Origin of the sequence: Pseudomonas palleroniana (genome assembly GCF_022836895.1) — a bacterium.
Lineage (GTDB): Bacteria > Pseudomonadota > Gammaproteobacteria > Pseudomonadales > Pseudomonadaceae > Aquipseudomonas > Aquipseudomonas palleroniana.
Genome location: NZ_CP092411.1, coordinates 2,305,987 through 2,321,597 on the forward strand (window position 1 = coordinate 2,305,987; position 15,611 = coordinate 2,321,597).

General features: G+C 60.6%; 17 protein-coding genes. 10 read left to right on the forward strand and 7 right to left on the reverse strand.

The features are described 5' to 3' along the window. Positions 1-2: 2 nt before the first annotated feature. Positions 3-278 (reverse strand): hypothetical protein, encoded by a 276-nt coding sequence (locus MJP36_RS10580; RefSeq protein ID WP_060756123.1) that lies wholly within the window; start codon positions 276-278, stop codon positions 3-5. Between the two features lie 154 nt (positions 279-432). On the opposite strand from MJP36_RS10580, the gene MJP36_RS10585 reads away from it, so the two are divergent. From MJP36_RS10585 to copD, 5 genes are all read left to right on the forward strand, one after another. Further along, a complete protein-coding gene (locus MJP36_RS10585; protein WP_104994471.1) occupies positions 433-822 on the forward strand; it encodes a transcriptional regulator in 390 nt (129 codons plus the stop codon). A 124-nt stretch (positions 823-946) separates the two neighbouring features. Next, a complete protein-coding gene (locus tag MJP36_RS10590) occupies positions 947-2,653 on the forward strand; it encodes a copper resistance system multicopper oxidase (RefSeq protein WP_244385331.1) in 1,707 nt (568 codons plus the stop codon). Between the two features lie 85 nt (positions 2,654-2,738). Continuing rightward, positions 2,739-3,479 (forward strand): copper resistance protein B, encoded by a 741-nt coding sequence (locus MJP36_RS10595; RefSeq protein WP_425226342.1) that lies wholly within the window; start codon positions 2,739-2,741, stop codon positions 3,477-3,479. 49 nt (positions 3,480-3,528) lie between these two features. Then, complete coding sequence (copC, locus tag MJP36_RS10600; RefSeq protein WP_244385332.1) at positions 3,529-3,915, forward strand: copper homeostasis periplasmic binding protein CopC; 387 nt, start codon at positions 3,529-3,531, stop codon at positions 3,913-3,915. Continuing rightward, positions 3,912-4,766, forward strand: a complete 855-nt coding sequence (gene copD, locus MJP36_RS10605; protein ID WP_244385333.1) for a copper homeostasis membrane protein CopD — start codon at positions 3,912-3,914, stop codon at positions 4,764-4,766. The genes copC and copD overlap by 4 nt, the downstream gene beginning before the upstream one ends. Here the strand turns inward: copD and MJP36_RS10610 are convergent. From MJP36_RS10610 to MJP36_RS10620, 3 genes are all read right to left on the reverse strand, one after another. After that, on the reverse strand, positions 4,763-5,629 hold the full coding sequence (locus MJP36_RS10610; RefSeq protein ID WP_244385334.1) for a DUF6279 family lipoprotein: 867 nt from the start codon (positions 5,627-5,629) through the stop codon (positions 4,763-4,765). The genes copD and MJP36_RS10610 overlap by 4 nt on opposite strands. A 65-nt stretch (positions 5,630-5,694) precedes the next feature. Then, complete coding sequence (locus MJP36_RS10615) at positions 5,695-6,417, reverse strand: TorF family putative porin (protein ID WP_126870729.1); 723 nt, start codon at positions 6,415-6,417, stop codon at positions 5,695-5,697. 197 nt (positions 6,418-6,614) lie between these two features. Beyond that, complete coding sequence (locus MJP36_RS10620; RefSeq protein ID WP_003193095.1) at positions 6,615-6,794, reverse strand: hypothetical protein; 180 nt, start codon at positions 6,792-6,794, stop codon at positions 6,615-6,617. A gap of 323 nt (positions 6,795-7,117) precedes the next feature. On the opposite strand from MJP36_RS10620, the gene MJP36_RS10625 reads away from it, so the two are divergent. The 3 genes from MJP36_RS10625 to MJP36_RS10635 all read left to right on the forward strand — a co-directional run bounded on the left by MJP36_RS10625 (position 7,118) and on the right by MJP36_RS10635 (position 10,056). Then, on the forward strand, positions 7,118-7,954 hold the full coding sequence (locus MJP36_RS10625; protein WP_060756116.1) for a CvfB family protein: 837 nt from the start codon (positions 7,118-7,120) through the stop codon (positions 7,952-7,954). 62 nt (positions 7,955-8,016) lie between these two features. After that, the gene (locus MJP36_RS10630; RefSeq protein ID WP_060756115.1) at positions 8,017-8,415 is read left to right on the forward strand and encodes a DUF2177 family protein; all 399 of its coding nucleotides are present in this window, start codon (positions 8,017-8,019) and stop codon (positions 8,413-8,415) included. Positions 8,416-8,613: 198 nt separating this feature from the next. Beyond that, a complete protein-coding gene (locus tag MJP36_RS10635) occupies positions 8,614-10,056 on the forward strand; it encodes an NCS1 family nucleobase:cation symporter-1 (RefSeq protein WP_244385335.1) in 1,443 nt (480 codons plus the stop codon). Here the strand turns inward: MJP36_RS10635 and MJP36_RS10640 are convergent. Beyond that, entirely contained in the window at positions 9,968-11,167 is a 1,200-nt protein-coding gene (locus MJP36_RS10640; protein WP_244385336.1) for an MFS transporter, read from the reverse strand. The genes MJP36_RS10635 and MJP36_RS10640 overlap by 89 nt on opposite strands. Before the next feature lie 104 nt (positions 11,168-11,271). Here MJP36_RS10640 and ptrR point away from each other — a divergent pair, with 104 nt between their 5' ends. Both ptrR and MJP36_RS27930 read left to right on the forward strand, forming a co-directional pair. Continuing rightward, entirely contained in the window at positions 11,272-12,165 is an 894-nt protein-coding gene (gene ptrR, locus MJP36_RS10645; protein ID WP_244385337.1) for a putrescine utilization regulator PtrR, read from the forward strand. 143 nt (positions 12,166-12,308) lie between these two features. Next, positions 12,309-12,431, forward strand: coding sequence for a PA1414 family protein (locus MJP36_RS27930; RefSeq protein ID WP_003193089.1), 123 nt, complete (start codon positions 12,309-12,311; stop codon positions 12,429-12,431). Between the two features lie 237 nt (positions 12,432-12,668). On the opposite strand, the gene MJP36_RS10650 is transcribed toward MJP36_RS27930, so the two are convergent. Further along, entirely contained in the window at positions 12,669-14,051 is a 1,383-nt protein-coding gene (locus MJP36_RS10650) for a sodium:solute symporter family protein (RefSeq protein WP_060756111.1), read from the reverse strand. A 23-nt stretch (positions 14,052-14,074) separates the two neighbouring features. Then, positions 14,075-15,598, reverse strand: coding sequence for a purine-cytosine permease family protein (locus MJP36_RS10655; RefSeq protein WP_244385338.1), 1,524 nt, complete (start codon positions 15,596-15,598; stop codon positions 14,075-14,077). Positions 15,599-15,611: the final 13 nt, after the last annotated feature.

The following is a 15,611-nucleotide window of genomic DNA, read 5'->3' on the forward strand; positions in this document are numbered from 1 at the left end:
CCTCAGTTTTTGCTTTTGGCGGCGGCCTCTTCCAGATCCTTGAGGCGTTGATCGATCAGTTGGCACTTGTCGGGCAAGTCGGCCGCGGTGGTGTCCACGTCCATTTTCTTCAGCTCGGCGTTGATTTGCTCGGCCTTGGCCGGGTTTTGCTGTGTCAGCTGGGTGACTTCCCGGGCCAGTTGTTCGCGCTTGGCGGTGGCTTCCTCGGGGGTGCAGGCCCAGGCGGGCAGGGCGGACAGCAGCGTGGCGGCAATCGCCAGTTTTATCAGGGCATTCATGGTCGGACCTCCTTGGCAGTGATGTTCAGTGGAGGTGACGGGGGCGTGGAAAGTTCATAGAAATGACGCCTGTCTACTCAGCTGAACGGCCGCTGACGTGGCCTGTCACACCTTTTGACGGGCTACTTTCCATCGGCCTGCGGGAGGAATCAGGATGACGACTTACAACTGGGATCTGATCGAACGTCTGCTGCATGAAGTACAGAACGGCGAAGGTAGCTTCGCCCCACGCAAATACGCCGAGCAGGAGGCGGCCGAGAAGGCTACGGCGGGTGAGCCTACCGGCAATCTGGATGCGCTGAAAAAGACCGCCGCGGATTACGAAGCACTGCTGTTCAAGCGTGGTTTTATTGAGTCGCGTCCGGAGGAGGAGGGCGGCAATGGCGAAAACTTCATCCTGACCGCGCTCGGTGCGCAGTTGCTGGCGTTGATCGACAGTTCGATCCCGGGCAATGACCACCCGCGCCAGGTACTCGACGAGCAGCCCGATGCACTGGACCCGGCAACCTTTGCCACCGTTGCGTCCAAGGCCCAGATCGCCTGATGCCCAACGCGCGCGCCGCTGTGGGGTGTCGGGCGAAACTGTCAGATCGGTAATCTGCCGCTAAGGTGGCTGACAGCCGTGCGTGCCTAATCTGCTGCCATTCAACGTATGGAATTGAATTGGCATGCACTCCAAAACCACCCGACGAACATTCGTCAAAGGCCTGGCCGCCGGCGGCTTGCTGGGCGGCCTCGGGCTCTGGCGCACCCCGGTCTGGGCGTTGGCCAGCCCCGGCCAGCCCAGCGTGCTCGCGGGCACGCAATTTGATCTGTTTATCGACCAGTCCCCGGTCAACCTCACAGGCCGCGACCGCACCGCGCTGACGATCAACGGTAGCCTGCCCGGCCCGCTGTTGCGCTGGCGCGAGGGCGACACCGTGACCCTGCGCGTGAAAAACCGCCTGGCTGAGCCGACGTCGATCCACTGGCACGGCATTCTCCTGCCGTCGAACATGGATGGTGTGCCGGGCCTGAGCTTCCAGGGCATCGAGCCGGGTGGCGTGTTTGTCTATCGGTTCACGGTCAAGCAGCACGGCACGTACTGGTACCACAGTCATTCAGGGTTCCAGGAGCAAAGGGGGGTGTATGGCCCGCTGGTGATCGATCCCAAGGTGCCCGAGACGTTCAGCTACCAGCGCGATTACGTGGTGATGCTGTCGGACTGGACCGATGAAGACCCCGTTGCGCTGATGAAAACCCTCAAGAAACAGTCGGATTACTACAACCGGCACAAGCCGACCGTGGGCGATTTTGTGCGGGATGTGGGCAAGCAGGGCTGGTCAGCGACCGTCGACGATCGCTTGATGTGGGCACAGATGAAGATGAACCCTACGGACCTGGCCGACGTCAGTGGCCAGACCTACACCTATCTGCTCAACGGCCAGCCTCCCGGACGCAATTGGACTGGCGTGTTTCAGGCGGGGGAAACGATTCGGCTGCGTTTTATCAACGGCTCGGCGATGAGCTATTTCGATGTGCGCATCCCGGGGCTGAAGATGACCGTGATTGCCGCTGATGGCCAGCCGGTGCAGCCGGTGAGTGTCGACGAGTTCCGCATTGCCGTGGCGGAGACTTTCGACGTGCTGGTCGAGCCGACGGCGCCAGCCTATACGCTGTTTGCCCAATCGATGGACCGCAGCGGCTACGCCCGCGGCACCCTGGCTTGTCAGCCCGGGGCGATTGCCTCAGTCCCCGACTTGGATCCGCGCCCCTGGATCACCATGGGTGATATGGGCATGGGCGGTATGGATCACGGTGCCATGGCGGATATGCCGGGTATGGAAGGCATGGACCACAGTGCGATGCCGATGCAGGCCCACCCCGCCAGCGAGCAGGACAACCCGTTGGTGGATATGCAAGCCATGAACCCGGTCCCCAAGCTCGATGACCCCGGCATCGGCCTGCGCAACAACGGCCGGCGTGTTCTGACTTACGCTGACCTGCGCAGTACCTTCGAGGATCCTGACGGCCGCGACCCCAGCCGCACCCTTGAATTGCACCTCACCGGGCATATGGAGAAGTTCGCCTGGTCGTTCAATGGGGTGAAGTTTTCCGATGCCGAGCCTTTGCAATTGACTTATGGCGAGCGGGTCCGATTGGTGTTGGTCAACGACACCATGATGAGCCATCCCATTCACCTGCATGGCCTGTGGAGTGACCTGGAAGACGAAAACGGCCAGTTCCAGGTACGCAAACATACCGTCGACATGCCGCCGGGTTCCCGGCGCAGCTACCGCGTAACCGCTGATGCGCTGGGGCGATGGGCCTATCACTGCCACCTGCTGTATCACATGGAAATGGGCATGTTCCGCGAGGTGCGCGTGCATGAATGAGCAAGCGAGCATAAGCCGGCATGTTTTATGGGCGTTCATCGGGTTGGCGTTCAGCCCGCTGACCCTGGCGGATGAGTTTCAAGGCATGAGCCCGGCGATACCCGCGCTCAGCGAGAGCCGCACGCCGATCCCGACCTTGACCGACGCTGATCGCGCCGCGGTGTACAACGCTCCCGGTGGGCACAAGGTTCACGACAGTGCGATCAACTCACTATTGCTGATCAACCAGTTGGAATGGCAAGACGGCGACGGCGAGGGTGCGCTGAACTGGGATATCAAGGGTTGGGTCGGTGGCGACATCGACCGCCTGTGGTTGCGCAGTGAAGGCGAGCGCAGTGCCGGTCGTACTGAAAGCGCCGAAGCCCAGGTGCTGTGGGGGCATGCCATCAGCCCATGGTGGGATCTGGTGGGCGGTGTGCGCCAGGACTTCAAGCCGGGGGACGGGCAAACCTGGGCAGCGTTTGGTACACAGGGCATGGCGCTGTACAACTTTGAAGCTGAAGCCACGGTGTTTGTCGGCGAGGCGGGGCGTACCGCAGCCCGATTGGAAGGCGACTACGACCTCCTGCTGACCAACCGGCTGATCCTGCAGCCCACCGCCGAACTCAATTTCTATGGCCGTAACGATCCGCAGCGCGGCATCGGTTCTGGCCTTGCGCAGAGTGAGCTGGGCTTGAGGCTGCGTTATGAAGTCCGCCGCGAATGGGCGCCCTACGTGGGTGTCACCTGGAGCCGCAGCTACGGCCAGACTGCGCAATACGCACGGGATGAAGGCGCAGACACCCGTCAGGTGCGCTGGGTGGTGGGCGTACGCCTGTGGTTCTGACGCTTTACTCTTTCTATAACTCGCCGCCACGAGCGGCCTGGAGCCTTGCATGTCAATGTTGAAAACCACCCTGGCGGGCGCTGTGCTGTGGGCGGGACTGATCGCCAGCCAGGCGGCCTCGGCCCATCCGAAACTGTTGTCGTCGACCCCGGTTGAGGGGGCCAAGGGGGCGCCACCGGCCGTGATCGAGCTGCGTTTTTCGGAGAACCTGCTGACGCAGTTTTCCGGCGCCAAGCTGACCATGACCGATATGCCCGGTATGCCGAATTCGCCGATGCCGGTAAAAGCCAGTGTCGCGGCCAGTGCCGACCCCAAGGTGATGCTGATCACGCCGGCCTCTACACTGGCGACCGGTACCTATAGGGTCGACTGGCGTGCCGTGTCGGCCGACACCCACCCGATCCTCGGCAACGTGGTGTTCAGCGTCCAGCCATGAGTGAACTGCTTCCGGTTGTTCTGCGCTTTGCTCTTTATCTGGACTTGATGCTGGTGTTTGGCCTGGGGCTGTTTGGCCTGTATGCCGATAGCCGGCCGCTGGATCTGAAGTGGTTGCTGCGGGTGTTGGCAAGCCTGGGGGTGCTGCTTTCGATGGCGTCGCTGTTGTCGATGACCCAGGCCATGAGCGGTGCCGAGGATTGGTCGACGCTGTGGCCACACCTGCAGATGATGCTCTGGCAGACCGAACTGGGCTGGAGCTGGTGGCTACGGATTGTTGCGCTGTTCTGGTTGGTGCTCAGCACCCGTTTGGCCACTTGGTTCGGGGGCCTGGCGTTGGTGACGCTGGCGTGGACCGGGCATGGGGTGATGCATGAGGGCGCGCTTGGGGTGTGGCATCTGCTCAGTGACAGTGCTCACCTGTTGGCGGCGGCGGGCTGGGTCGGGGCATTGGCGGCGTTCGGTTTATTGCTGATGCGCAGGTCCGCGCCGGCGGTGCAGGTATTGGCACACACCTTGGCGGGCTTCGAGCGCGTGGGTGTGGCATTCGTCGCGGTGCTGATTGCCACGGGCGTGGCGAACTATCTGTTTGTGGTCGGGCCGAACCTGGATGGCATCACGGGTGGCGTCTACGCGATCCTGTTGTGTTTCAAGTTGGGATTGTTCGGCCTGATGCTGGGGCTGGCGACGCTCAATCGTTCCCATCTGACGCCGTTGCTCCAGCGTTCGCTGGCGCAGGGCGACCACGCCGCCGCGTGTACAGCCTTACGCCGCAGCATCGTCCTGGAGTTTGCGGCGGTGCTGTTGATCCTGGCGTTGGTGGCTTGGCTCGGGACGCTGGCGCCGACCTAGGGCTGCGTGCTCTTCAGGCATTTGAGCGCTTGGAAATCGGCGCGCACCTTGTCGATTTTCTGGGTGAGCTTCTGACGTTGTTGCACGCTGCTTTCGGCCATCAGGTCGACGATCAGGCTGCGCGCTGCCGCTTCTGTTTGTGTATAGGCGGTGCGGTACTGCGGGGTCCAAAGGCTTTCGCGGTTCACCAGCAATTGCTCGATCTTCTGCGGGAAGTCGGCGTTGCGGCGTTGTTGCAGGGCCTCGATAAATTGCGCCTGCCAGCGCGCGCGGTTGTCGATCCAGGCTTGGTTCTGCGGGCCCAATGCGATGGACCAGGCTGTCACGCGGTTCTGCTGGCCGGTGCTCAACGGGCCGATCCAGGCGTCCAGGCGTTTGCTCATACGCTCGGCGCGCTCCTTGACCTGCCGCTCCAGCGGTGGCTTGAGGTATTCGTCCTGGCGTTTTTTCAGGTCCTTGGCAAAGGCGTCCTGCATGTCCTTGACTTGCTGATCATCCAGGCCTTGTAACAGCTCGACCGCTGACGGGGTGATTTGCCGGGCAATCTCGGCGATCGCCTGCTTGGCCTCCAGGGTACGCGATTGCAGAGCGGCGTCGTTGACCTTGTTGTCGTCGACCATCTGTTGCAGGCGGTCGAGCCAATCCAGGTAGCCGGGCAATTGCGTGGTGCAGTGCCAGGCCAGGTGTTGCTTGAGTGTGTCGTTGAACCAGCTCTTCTGCCCGGCGTTCATCTCCAGGTAGTCACTGAGGGTCCAGGGGATGATCACATCGAGATTGCGGTAGGCCAGGCCTACGCGATTGCAGCCGGCCAGTATCAGGCTCAGGCTCAGCAGTATCACCAGAAGTTTGAGCCGACGCAGCATGGGCAGGTCCTTGCGCAGTGGGGTTCATGCATGTGAACCCACGCCGGGCGCGACAGTTCAGCCGATTAATAAAACGACCGCGCAGCCTTCAAGGTCAACAGGCCATCGCATTGTGAGTTGTGTCCGGAATATGCCGAGCAGTCGCTGCCGCTGAGGCTGGAGCCGCTGTAGATCAGGTCCAGGTCGATGCCTTTCCATTCGCGCGAGAACTGTACCGACCAATCGTTGAAGCTGCTGATCGAGCCTCCCTCCACTGAGACCGGGCTGCCCAACTGATGCGTGGTGTACTTCATGCTGACGCCGATGCCGAAGGGCTGCGTGCCGCCGAGGTCGGCGAACAGGGTGCTGTCCTGCCGGTCCGGGTCGTTGCTCAAGGACACGCCGAAGCGGTTGCCCAGCAGGTTCAGGCCGCCATACAACTCCTGGCTGTCGAGCGGGCTGAGCTTGGGATGGCTGTAGTGGATCAATCCGACTTCGTAGCCCAGGGTCTGGTCGAAGGGGCGTTTGAAGCCCATGTAGGAATCGACTTCGAAGTTTTTGCTGGAGGACAAGCCCATGCTGGGGGAGAACTGGCCGAAATACAGGCCGCTGTCATGGCTCAGGTCCAGGCCACCGTGGAACGAGTCACTGCCTGGCGAGGTGGGTTTGACCAGGCCTTGGGCCATGCTGCGGCTGGGGGTGGTGCCTAATTTGAGATCGAAGTCGCCCAGTTCGCGCTGGAAAATCTGCGCCTCGGCCAGTGGGCTCGCCACCAGGATGCTGATCAATACAATGCAGGGTTTGAGCACGCTTCACTCCATAAAAAGCGAGGAGCCGTAACGGAAAAATCGGGCAAGTGCCCGTGCTAGACGTGTGCAAGCATACCGGCGAATGCCAGGCGGTGAGCCCCGTTCGTCGATTGGCACAAATATGGAGAAGGTGTTTCGGGCTCCAGTCCTAGCGCCTTGAAGGCAAGACGCTTAGGGACCAGATGGGTAGACAGGTGTTATTTCTTGCCCAGGCTGATCTGCTTGGACGGGCCGAAAGTCTGGCCGCTTACGCCCTTGGCAATTTGCTGGATTTCGCCACCGGACTTGAGAAACGCTGCAATCTGGCTGTTGATAGATTCGCTGGTTTCAACGGCGGGAGCTGGCTTTGCTTTGCTGTTGGATGCTTTTACGCGCATGGCGGCCACTAACCTGTAGAAAATTAACTTGGCCAGGCATCGTACAGGAAATACTTGACAATTGCTTGGCAAATATCCCCTGGGAATAACTGGCGCGGCGGAAAATAGCCGAAGTCTATCTATCAAATAATCGCCTAACTTACTGTTTTAACTCGAAACCACGGGGTATACGGCGCTTCGCATCCCTGGAAAAACTCAGGCGTTTGATCAGACGAGCGGGGCGTCGCCGCTGGAAGCCCGTGCCAGCCCGCGATTTTTCAGGCGCACGCGCGTGGTAGGCGCAACTCGGGTAGAATGCCGCCGACGTAATGAGGGTATTGGACATGGCTTTAGTCGGGCGCTACAACAGTTTGCAAGTGGTTAAACATACTAACTTCGGTTTGTACCTGGATGGCGCGCAAGATGGTGAAATCCTCTTGCCGAATCGGTATATCCCCAAAGATATTCCCAGCGAAGATGAAGACTGGCTTAACGTTTTCATTTATCTGGACAGCGATGACAAACTTATTGCCACGACTGAAAAACCGAAAGTTCAAGTGGGCGAATTTGCCAGTTTGAAAGTGGTGGAAGTCAACAGCATTGGTGTATTCCTCGACTGGGGCTTACCCAAGGATCTGTTGCTCCCGTATTCGGAAGAAAAACGCCAATTGAGTGCCGGTGATTACTGCGTGGTGCATGTCTACCTCGACAAGCACACCAAACGCATCACCGCCACTGCACGCCTGGATCGTTACCTGGACAAAACGCCGGCCAACTACCAGGTAGGCCAGGAAGTCGACCTGCTGGTGGCCGAAGCCACCGACATGGGTTTCAAGGCGATCATCAACAACAAGCACTGGGGCCTGATCCACAAGAACGAAGTGTTCAAGTTCCTGCGCCCCGGCAAGCAGGAAAAAGGCTTTATCAAAGAGATCCGTGCCGATGGCAACATCAGCCTGAGCCTGCAGCCGGTTGGCCAGGAAGCAGCGTCCAGCCTCAATTCGAAGATCCTTGCCAAGTTGCGCGAAAACAACGGCACCTTGCCGGTCAGCGACAAAAGCGACCCGGCGCTGATCAGCAACTTGTTCGGCGTCAGCAAGGGCAACTTCAAGAAGGCCATTGGTGCGCTCTACAAGCAAGGCCAGATTGTGATTCATGCCGATCGCATTGAACTAAGCTGAGCCCGGCTTGCTCTTCTGTAGGCGCCCATCGGCGCCCATCGGCGCCTACAGAGGCTACATAAATGATGCGCAAAACACTCTTCGCTTACCTCGGCACCTTGCTCGCCTTTCTGCTGCTCGACGGCCTCTGGCTCGGCGTCCTGATGGGCCCTACCTACAAGTCCCTGCTCGGCTCGTTGATGCTCGATCAACCCCGCCTATTGCCGGCGGTGCTGTTCTATCTCCTGTATGCCGCCGGTTGTGTGGTGTTAGTGGTGCTGCCGAGCGCCAGCTGGCAACGCGCCGCACGCCTGGGGGCGCTGCTCGGCCTGGTGGCCTACGGCACTTATGACTTGAGCAACTGGGCCACGCTGCAAGGCTGGTCTGCCGGTTTGGCGGTGATGGACATGGCCTGGGGCACCTTTCTCACGGCGGTCTGTTGTGCTGCCGGGTACCTGTGTGCACATCGGGTGCAACACTGATTGTGTACAGGATTCTTATGCACCGTTGCTGAGCGCCCGTCCTGCTTGTAAAGCCTTTGTAGTCCCTGTGGAACGCTGATTCAGAGGGATTGTGTGCCATTGGCACGTATTCTGCTGAATGCCTCGTATACAAACCGCGCCGCCTAACGTATGCACGCTGCGACGACAGCGCAGGCCGGTATTTCGAGGAGCCCAGCGATGACCGAACAACACCCCAAAGGCTACAGCCCGCGCCTGTACAACCAGGACCTGGGGCCTTTGCCGCAAAAATGGACCTGGTACAACATCTTCGCCTTCTGGATGAGTGATGTGCACAGCGTGGGCGGCTATGTCTTCGCCGCCAGCCTGTTCGCGCTCGGCCTGGCCAGTTGGCAGGTGTTGATCGCCTTGCTGGCCGGGATCTGCATCGTGCAGTTGATCGCCAACTTGGTGGCCAAGCCGAGCCAGCAGGCTGCCGTGCCGTATCCGGTGATCTGTCGGCTGGCGTTTGGTGTGTTCGGAGCGAATATTCCGGCGGTGATTCGTGGGTTGATCGCTGTAGCGTGGTACGGCATTCAGACGTACTTGGCGTCGAGTGCCTTGATCATCGTGGTGCTGCGCTTTTTCCCACAGATGGCGGTGTATGCAGAGCCGCATTTTGCAGGGTTGTCCTATCTGGGCTGGTTTGGCTTTCTCAGCTTATGGGTATTGCAGGCAGCGGTGTTCTGGGCCGGCATGGAGTCGATCCGCCGCTTTATCGACTGGGCTGGGCCGGTGGTGTACGCGGTGATGTTTGCCTTGGCCGGTTGGATCGTATGGAAGGCCGGCTGGGCGAATATCAGTTTCACCCTGGCGGAAAAATCCCTGTCGGGCTGGCAAGCCTTCGGTCAGGTGATCGTGGCGACGGCGCTGGTGGTGTCGTACTTCTCCGGCCCCACACTGAATTTTGGTGATTTCAGCCGCTATTGCCGCAGCATGCGCGACGTACGGCGCGGTAACTTCTGGGGGCTGCCGGTGAATTTCCTGGCATTTTCCCTGGTCACCGTGGTGATCGTTTCGGGCACGCTGCCGGTATTTGGCGAAATGCTTCACGACCCGATCGCCACCGTCTCGCGCATCGACAACAGCCTGGCTGTGTTGCTGGGAGCCTTTGCTTTCGTCACCGCGACCATCGGCATCAATATCGTGGCCAATTTCGTGTCGCCGGCGTTTGATTTTGCCAATGTGGCACCGAGCAAAATCAGCTGGCGGGCCGGGGGGATGATCGCCGCCGTGGCATCGATCTTCATCACCCCGTGGAACCTGTTCAATAACCCACTGATGATCCACTACACCCTGGACATCCTTGCAGCGTTCATTGGCCCGTTGTTCGGGATTCTGCTGGTGGACTTCTACCTGGTCAAAAAGCAGAAGATCGATGTGGATGCGCTGTTCGATGACAGCCCGAGCGGGCGCTACTACTTCGACGGCGGGGTGAATTGGACGGCGGTCAAAGCCTTGGTGCCCGCGACGCTGGTGGGGGTTGCAATCACCTTTACGCCGGCGCTGCACGGCATGGCCAACTTTGCCTGGTTTACCGGCTGTTTCCTGGGAGGGCTGTTTTTCCTGGTGCTTGCCCGGCGCGAGCAGGTTCGCTCGCCGACGCCGCTGGTTGCCGGTTGATCAGTATTACGCCCGCCAATATCAGGCCGCCGCCGGCAATCAGCAAGGCCGGTTGCAGGCCGCCGCTACAGTGACTGCTCAGCGACGCCAGCAACGGGCCGCTCAATTGCCCGACGGCAAAGCTGGCGGTCAACAGCCCGGTGCTGCGCTGGTAGCCGTGGGGGGCGACTTCCCGCAAGCGTGCCATCACCAACTGCATGCAAGCCAGGAACGGTGCACCGCACAGCAATACGCCCAGCGCCAAGCCCCAGCCATTGCCCAGCAAGCAGGCGAACACCCCGGCCGCTTGTAGCCATAACGTGCTCATCAGCCAGCGGCGGGTGGTGTGCGGGTCTTTGCGGCGCAGGCTGGCGATCACCACGCCCATCGCGGCAGCCAGGCCAAAGCATGGCCAGAACAGATCGGCTTGCCAGGCACCGTTGAATTGCGCGCTGGCCATTTGTGACAGGAAGGTTGCCGGAATGATGTAGCCCAGGCCATACAGGAAGTAAATCCAGCACAGATGCGCGATGCTGGCGTTGCTGCCCGCGTGATGGGCGTGGGCAACTGGCGCGATCGGTTGAGGCAGGAACGGCAGTGTCGCCAGCAGCATCACCAGCGCCACCACGCCATACACCAGCCACAGCGTTGCCGAGCTTTGCCCCAGGCGGTTCGAGCCCAATGCCAGCAGCCCGGTCAGCAGAATGCCCAGCCCCGGTCCGGCAAACACCAAGGCGCCCAGGCGTGCTCGCCCGGCGGCAATCGCCAGGGGCTGGCTCAAGCTGGTGATCATCACCAACGCCCAGGCACTGGCGACGCCGGTGCCAAAGCGCAGCAACAGGTGCGGCCAGAAGCCCTGTGCCCAATACGACGCCAGGGTCAGCAGCACGCAAAGCCACAGCCCGCCGTACATCCGACCTCGTACGTGGTGATGGCTGCGGGCGAAGATCGAATCCACTGCACCCACGAAGTAGCCCAGGTAATTGGCCGCCGCGATCAGCCCTGCGCCGGTCAGGTCGACCTGGCCTTCACTGAGCAGGTGGGGCATCTGCGGGGTCAGCGCGAAGCGGCCAATGCCCATGGCCATCATCAAGGCGATAAAGCTGGCGAGTAAGCGGATCAGGGGGGACATGTTCAGGTTTCCTGCAAGGCAGCGATTGACCTTCAGGCTAAATCGAGTTTACTTTCTGTAAAAATGAATAATATTGAGTAACTTGTTCAGTTTTGGAGAAAGGCGTGGAGTTCAGTCAATTGCGTATTTTCCAGGCCGTGGCGGAGGAGGGTTCCATCACCCGTGCGGCCGAACGCTTGCACCGAGTGCCGTCGAACCTGTCGACACGCCTCAAGCAGATGGAAGAGCAGCTCGGTGTTGAGTTGTTCGTGCGCGAGCGCCAGCGTTTGCAGCTTTCTCCAGCGGGCAAAGTGTTACTGGACTACAGCACCCGTCTGCTGGCGCTGCACGACGAAGCCCACGGCGCTGTGCAAGGCGGGCAACCGGCCGGCGATTTTGTGCTGGGCAGTATGTACAGCACTGCGGCGATTCATTTGCCGAAGTTGTTGGCGCGTTACCACAAGGCCTACCCGATGGTGAACCTGCAGGTGCAATCGGCGCCCAGCGGCGAGCTTTTGGAGGGCCTGATCGCCGGTCGCCTGGACGCGGCGCTGGTGGACGGCCCCATCACCATCGCCACCCTTGATGGTGTGCCCTTGTGCGAAGAACGGCTGGTGTTGATCTGCGAAGCCGATCACCCACCCGTGCGCGGCCCCCAGGATGTGGCGGGCCGCTCGGTATTCACCTTCCGCCGCAGTTGTGCTTACCGCGCACGCCTTGAAACCTGGTTTTCCCACGACCGTGTGGCCATGGGCCGGGCGATCGAGATCGAGTCTTATCAAGGCATGCTCGCCTGCGTGATTGCCGGTTCCGGTGTGGCATTGATGTCTGAATCCATGCTCGACAGCCTGCCGGGCAAGGACGGTGTGTCCGTTCATCCCCTGACCGGGCCTTTTGCCACTGCGACTACCTGGCTCATGTGGCGAAAGGGGATGCTCGGCGCTAACCTCAATGCATGGATTGACCTGCAGCAGGCAGCCAGAGCCGAGATCCTGCAAGACACGCGTGCGATCGCTTGAGCGATCCGTCAGGATTTAGATGAATTCAGTAATAGTTCGTTGTGTTTTCGTACAAGCAATACGTAAGACTTAAGGCTACTATCTGTAGGAAGCGGCGACAGAATTAGCGCCGACCCGCATTACCCTCAAAGGGGGGCACCACCATGAAAGAGAAAATTCAGAACTGGCTCCATGACCTCGGCGTGGCACTCGGCTTGATCGAGCCGCCGCTGCAACCGGTGCCTATTCGTACGGATGATGAGCAACGCCGTCCCCGTCGCAGGTAAGCCCTGAGGCGCTCACGTGATCGTGGCCGTGATCATGCGGGCGTTGAGGGCGTGGGTTCTCTTCGGAGTGCCTTCCGTGCTCCTTATGCCTTACGCGGCCGCGTTTTTTATTATCGTGTTCCGAATGCAAGACCTGCGGCGATCTGTTTGAGAAGGCTTGGCAGTAGCCCCCAAAAAAACGGGCGCGACACCCGACGTCGCACCCGCTGAAGCAACCGCTTTAAATCCTGTTGCGCCTCAAACCGCCCGGGCTACTGATGCCTGGGGGCTGCGCGACAACATACTCACCACCACGAAGCTCACCAGCCCAATCGCCAGGCTGTAGTAGATCGGCGTATTCGCGTCCAACCCATCCTTGATCATGAATACCAGCGCCGTCACAAAGCCCAGGGTCATGGAGGTGATCGCGCCTGAGGTGGTTGCCCGCTTCCAGAAGATCGCACCGATCAGTGGGATCAGCATGCCACCTACCAACAGGTTGTAGGCCAGGGTGAGCGCGCTGATCACATCGTTGACCACCAGTGCGATCCCCAGTACGGCAATGCCGGTGAGCATGGTGAACAGGCGGTTGACCGCCAGGCTCGACGGTTTGCCGCCACGCAAGCGCGGCAGCAGGTCTTCGGTCAATACCGTGGAGGCCGCCAGTAAGCCGGCGCTGGCGGTGGACATCATCGCGGCCAGGGCCGCAGCAATTACCAGGCCGCGGATGCCATCCGGCAGCGAGGCTTTGACGATGGCGGCGAAGGCGTTGTTGACGTTGTCCAGGTTGGGGAGCAGTACATGCGCCGCCATGCCAATCAGCGCGCAGGCCAGGCCGTAGAGGATGCAGTAGAAACCGGCGAAAGTGCCTGCGTACTTGGCGACCTTTTCATCGCGGGCGGTGAACACTCGCTGCCAGATGTCCTGGCCAATCAGGATGCCGAAAAAGTAGATCATGAAGTAGGTGATGATCGTGTCCCAGCCGATTTCGGTGAAGCTGAAGTTCGATGCCGGCAGCTTGGCGACCAGCTCATCCCAACCGCCGACGCGGTACAGGCAGATGGGGAGCAGGATGAACATCAGGCCGACGGTCTTGATCACGAACTGCACGATATCGGTGAGGGTCAGCGACCACATGCCGCCGATGGTCGAGTACACCACCACCACGCCACCGCCCAGCAGCACCGAGACCCAGAACGGCAGGCCGAACAGCACTTGCAGTACGGTGCCAATGGCCAGGATCGAGGTCACGCCGATCATCAAGGCATAGGCCAGCATGATCACCGCACTCGCTTGACGGGCCATGGGGTTGTAGCGCTTTTCCAGAACCTGGGTGACGGTGAAGATTTTCAGCTTCAGCAGCGGCTTGGCCAGGAACAGGTTCAGCGCGATGATCCCGGCGCCCAGCGCGGCGCACAGCCAGAAACCGGAAATACCATGCACATAACCCAGGCGCACGGTGCCGACGGTCGATGCACCGCCCAGTACGGTGGCCGCCATGGTGCCCATGTACAGCGACGGCCCCAGGTTGCGGCCGGCCACCAGATAGTCCTCGTGGGTCTTGGCGCGGCGCATGCCGTAATAGCCGAGCACGAGCATGCCGGCGGCGTAGATGAGTACGACGAATAAATCCAAAGCCATGACGGCGGTTCTCCGATTATTTTTTATTGTGCTGAAGGCGCTTGCTGTGGCGAGGGAACGTGCTGGGGTGAGGGTGCACGCTCTCTCGCCACGACAGCCGGCCCATAAACCGAGGCCGGTTCGGGAAACAGCCGCAGCAAGGTCAGGTACACCACGCAAGCCAGCCCCAACGTCACCGGCAGGCTGATGTCGATGCCATCCGCCAAGTTGCCCAGCGGCCCGACAAACTGCCCCGGCAGGTTGACGAAGCACAGGCCCACCAGTGCACTCGGGATCCAGGCCCCGAGCCCGCGCCAGTTCCAGCCATGGTTGAACCAGTAGCGACCGCCGGTCTCACCACGGGTAAACACTTGCAGATCGTCCGGGCAGTAGAAGCCCCGGCGTACGATCAGGCCGATGATCATCATCACCATCCACGGCGTGGTGCAGGTGATGATCAGCACGGCGAAGGTCGAGACGCTTTGCACCAGGTTGGCGGCGAAACGTCCGATAAAGATGAAGGCTATCGACATCACCCCGATCAGCAATGTGGCCTTGACCCGCGACAGCAGGCGTGGGAACACGCTGGACATGTCCAGCCCGGTGCCATACAGCGAGGTGGTGCCGGTGGACATGCCGCCGATCACTGCGATCAGGCACACCGGCAGGAAGAACCAGCTCGGCGCCACCGCCAGCAGACCGCCGACATAATTGTTGGCCGCGATGTAGTCCGGCGCCTTGATCGCCACGATGGTCGCGGTGGCCAGGCCGAACAGGAACGGGATCAAAGTGGCGATTTGCGCGAGGACCACCGCCAGCATGATTCGACCTTTCGGTGTTTCACGCGGGATATAGCGCGACCAGTCACCCAGGAACGCCCCGAAGGAAATCGGATTGCTCATGGCCACTAATGCGGCGCCGATAAACGCCGCCCAGAAACCCGGCTGACCCAGCGCTACAGTGCCGGCGAACTGGCTGTCGAAGGCCGGCGCAAACGCGAAGATCCCCAGCAGGAACAACAGGCTCGCCGCCCATACGGCGATACGGTTGACCCACAGCATGAAGCGAAAGCCGTAGATGCACACCGTGAGCACCAGGAGGGCGAACAGGCCATAGGCTAAACCCAGGGTCAGATCGGTTTCCGGCAGGCCAATCAGACGTTTCGCACCACCGACCAAGGCATCACCCGAACTCCACACCGAGAGTGAGAAGAAGGCAATCGCGGTCAGCAGCGACAGAAATGAGCCGACAATCCGCCCGTGCACGCCGAAGTGCGCACCGGAAGACACCGCGTTGTTGGTGCCATTGATCGGCCCGAACAGGCCCATGGGGGCCAGGATCAACGCGCCCACCAGCACGCCCAGTACGATCGCCCAGGCGCCGGCCTGGAACGACAGGCCGAACAGCACGGGAAATGAGCCCAGCACGGCGGTGGCAAAGGTATTGGCACCGCCGAAGATCAGGCGGAACAGATCCTTGGGGCTGGCGGTACGTTCGTGGTCCGGGATCTGTTCGACCCCGTTGGTTTCTATTTTTCGAATACTTTTATCGTTGTTTTTATTATTCATGATCAGCTCCGAT